The organism is Actinophytocola sp. (genome assembly GCF_036002505.1).
GTDB lineage: Bacteria > Actinomycetota > Actinomycetes > Mycobacteriales > Pseudonocardiaceae > DASYTH01.
This window is the reverse complement of the sequence record NZ_DASYTH010000007.1, coordinates 1-2,657: the sequence shown is the minus strand read 5'-3', so window position 1 is coordinate 2,657 and position 2,657 is coordinate 1. Positions and strand designations below refer to the sequence as shown.

The window sequence follows — 2,657 nt, the reverse complement described above, 5'->3', positions numbered from 1 at the left end:
ATCATGGTGCCGGTCAAGGGCCGCAACCTTGACGTCGACAACCAGGCCCGCAACACCCTGATCAGCGCGCTTCGCGCGCCCGCCGAACGCGGCAACGCACTGCTCAAACGCACCTGGAAGGCCCTTGAACGCATCACCCTGAGTGTGCCAGTCTGAAGTGGCCCCACTTGGAGGCCTAGTGCTGGCTTGATTTGGCCCCACCCTCGACCTACCAAAGCCCTACCTTCGTGTCGTCTGCCAAGGCGATCACGAGAGGTGTAGGCGTTGAAGGAGAGATCGAGAGTGGAGCAGTTCGAACGTATCCGACGTGACCATCGAGACGAAGGCCTGTCGATCCGGGCGCTCGCGGACAAGCACAAGGTGCACCGGCGAACGGTGCGTCAGGCGCTGGAGGACGCGGTCCCGCCGACCCGGAAGCCGCCGGAGCGGACGGCGCCGGTACTGGGTCCGTACGAGGCGACGGTCCGGCGCTGGTTGATCGAGGACCAGAAGGCGCCGAGGAAGCAGCGGCACACCGCTCGCCAGATCTGGCAGCGACTTATGGAGGAAGAAGGAGCGAGCGTGGCCGAGTCCAGCGTCCGGAACCTGGTCGCCCGGCTCAAGGTCGAGATCGGCGCGGACCGGACGCAGGTGATGGTGCCGCAGACCCACCCACCGGCGGAGGAGGCCGAGGTCGACTTCGGCGAGTTCCAAGCGGTCATCGCCGGGGTGGTGATGAAGCTGTTCATGTTCTGCCTGCGCCTGTCGCACTCAGGCAAGGCGGTCCACGTCGCCTACGCCAACCAGGCTCAGGAGTCGTTCCTGGACGGCCACGTCCGCGCGTTCGAGGCGCTGGGCGGGGTCCCGATCGGGATGGTCCGCTACGACAACCTCAAGCCCGCGGTGATCCGGGTCGCGCTGGGCCGCGAACGGTTCGAGCATCCCCGGTTCATCGCGCTGCGCTCGCACTACGGCTACGACTCGTTCTACTGCATGCCCGGTGTGGACGGGGCTCACGAGAAGGGCGGGGTGGAGGGCGAGATCGGCCGGTTCCGCCGCCGGCACCTGACCCCGGTCCCGCACGTGGGCTCGCTGGCGGCGCTCAACGAGGCCCTCGCAGCCGCCGACGCCCGTGACGACGCCCGCCGGATCGGGGCCCGCGCGGAGACCGTGGGTGCGGCCGCGGCCCGGGAGCTGCCGCTGCTGCGCCCGCTCCCGGCAGAGCCGTTCGACGTCTCGGCCTCGCTCTCGTGCCGGGTCGATGCCAAGGCCCGGGTCTGTGTGCGCCAGTCGTACTACTCGGTGCCGGCCCGGTTCGCCGGACGCCGTCTCGAGGCACGCCTGGGCGCCACCACGGTCCGCGTCCTGGACGCCGGCAAGGTGATCGCCGAACACACCCGGTCACTGCACAAGGGCACCGAGGACCTCGTGTTGGACCACTACCTGGAGGTGCTGACCCGCAAACCCGGCGCGCTGGCCGGGTCCACCGCGCTCGCCACCGCCAGGGCAACTGGGGCGTTCACCGCCGCGCATCAACGGTTCTGGGACGCCGCCCGCAGGCAACTGGGCGACGGTCCCGGCACCCGGGCCCTGGTCGGCGTGCTGCTGCTGCACCGCACCCTTCCCGGTGACGCGGTCGCCGCCGGCATCCACGGCGCGCTCACCCTGGGCAACCTCGACCCTGACCTGGTCGCGGTCGAGGCCCGCCGGGCGATGCTGACCGGCGATGCGCCGATCCCGGTGTCGGTGCCGGCCAGCGCGTCGCCCGCGGCAACCATCGACCGGCCCGCGCCCTCACTCGCCGGCTACGACCAACTGCTCACCCCCACCCTCCAGGAGGCCACCGCATGACCACCACCACCGCGGTGACCGCGCTGAGCGATCCCGCCGCCGAGGCCGCCATCCACGCCGCCTGCCGGGTCCTGGCGCTGCCCACCGTCCGCGACCAGGCCGCCCCCATCGCCGACGCCTCGGCCAAGCAACGCCTTACCCACAAGGCGTTCCTGGCCGAGGTGCTCACCGCCGAATGCGACGAACGCGACGCCCGCCGCCGGATCCGCCGGGTCAACGAGGCCAGGTTCCCGCGTACCAAACGACTCGCCGAGTTCGACCCCAGCGCGCTACCCGACCTGCCGACCGGAACCCTGGCCCACCTCGCCTCCGGTGGCTGGATCGACAAGGGCGAACCACTGGTGCTGCTCGGCGACTCCGGCACCGGCAAGACCCACCTGCTGATCGCGCTCGGCACCGCGGCCGCCGAACAAGGACGCCGGGTCCGCTACGTAACCACCGCGGCCTTGGTCAACGAGCTGGTCGAGGCCGCCGACGACAAGCAGCTCTCCCGAGTGGTGGGCCGCTACGCCCGCCTGGACCTGCTCTGCCTGGACGAGGTCGGCTACGTCAGGCTCGACCCGCGCGGCGCGGAACTGCTGTTCCAGATCATCACCGCCCGCGAGGAACGCGCCTCGATCGCCTGCGCCTCCAACGCGCCGTTCTCCGAATGGGGCGCCACCTTCACCGACCCCCGCCTGGCCGCCGCGGTCGTGGACCGGCTGACCTTCAACGCACACATCATCCAGACCGGGACCAGCTCCTACCGACTCGGCACCAGCCGCGCCGCCAAGACCGGCCGGCAGCACGCCCAGGAGACGCAGCCATGACCAAGCCCCCGGCTCCCA

2 protein-coding genes and 1 pseudogene are annotated in these 2,657 nt (G+C 70.9%); all 3 read left to right on the top strand.

What is annotated here, in order from left to right:
- Positions 1-141 (top strand): annotated as a pseudogene (locus VGR06_RS00120) (transposase family protein); the annotation flags it as partial.
- 123 nt (positions 142-264) lie between these two features.
- A complete protein-coding gene (istA, locus tag VGR06_RS00115) occupies positions 265-1,830 on the top strand; it encodes an IS21 family transposase (protein ID WP_327556822.1) in 1,566 nt (521 codons plus the stop codon).
- Entirely contained in the window at positions 1,827-2,639 is an 813-nt protein-coding gene (gene istB, locus VGR06_RS00110) for an IS21-like element helper ATPase IstB (RefSeq protein WP_327556821.1), read from the top strand. Before istA ends, istB begins: the two co-directional genes overlap by 4 nt.
- The last annotated feature ends 18 nt before the right edge of the window (positions 2,640-2,657 follow it).

What these genes read in the sequence shown, in the direction of transcription:
- istB (WP_327556821.1), top strand. Translation starts at nt 1,827, where the DNA reads ATGACCACCACCACCGCGGTGACCGCGCTGAGCGATCCCGCCGCCGAG.